Raw genomic sequence first — 243 nt, 5'->3', positions numbered from 1 at the left:
ACGCCGCCATTGAAGCTGCCCGTGCCGGTGAGGCCGGACGTGGTTTTGCGGTGGTTGCCGACGAAGTGCGGGCGCTGGCCAGTCGCACGCAAATCAGTACCCAGGAAATCCAGGGCATGATCGACCGCTTGCAGGCCGGCACCCAATCGGCGGTCGAGTCCATGCGCCGCTCCAGCGAGGCCGGCGACGGCACGTCGGCCCAGGCCAACGAGGCCGGGGCGTCGCTGGATGCCATGGCCCAGT

1 protein-coding gene is annotated in these 243 nt (G+C 69.1%); it reads left to right on the top strand.

All coding sequences use genetic code 11. The annotated features are described in order from the left end of the window. Positions 1-8 precede the first annotated feature (8 nt). A partial coding sequence (locus ACEN88_RS36115) for a methyl-accepting chemotaxis protein (RefSeq protein WP_413347184.1) occupies positions 9-243 on the top strand: 235 nt, incomplete at its 3' end.

It is taken from the genome of Massilia sp. CT11-108, assembly GCF_047302915.1.
GTDB lineage: Bacteria > Pseudomonadota > Gammaproteobacteria > Burkholderiales > Burkholderiaceae_D > Telluria > Telluria orientalis.
This window is presented reverse-complemented; position numbering and strand designations above follow the sequence as displayed.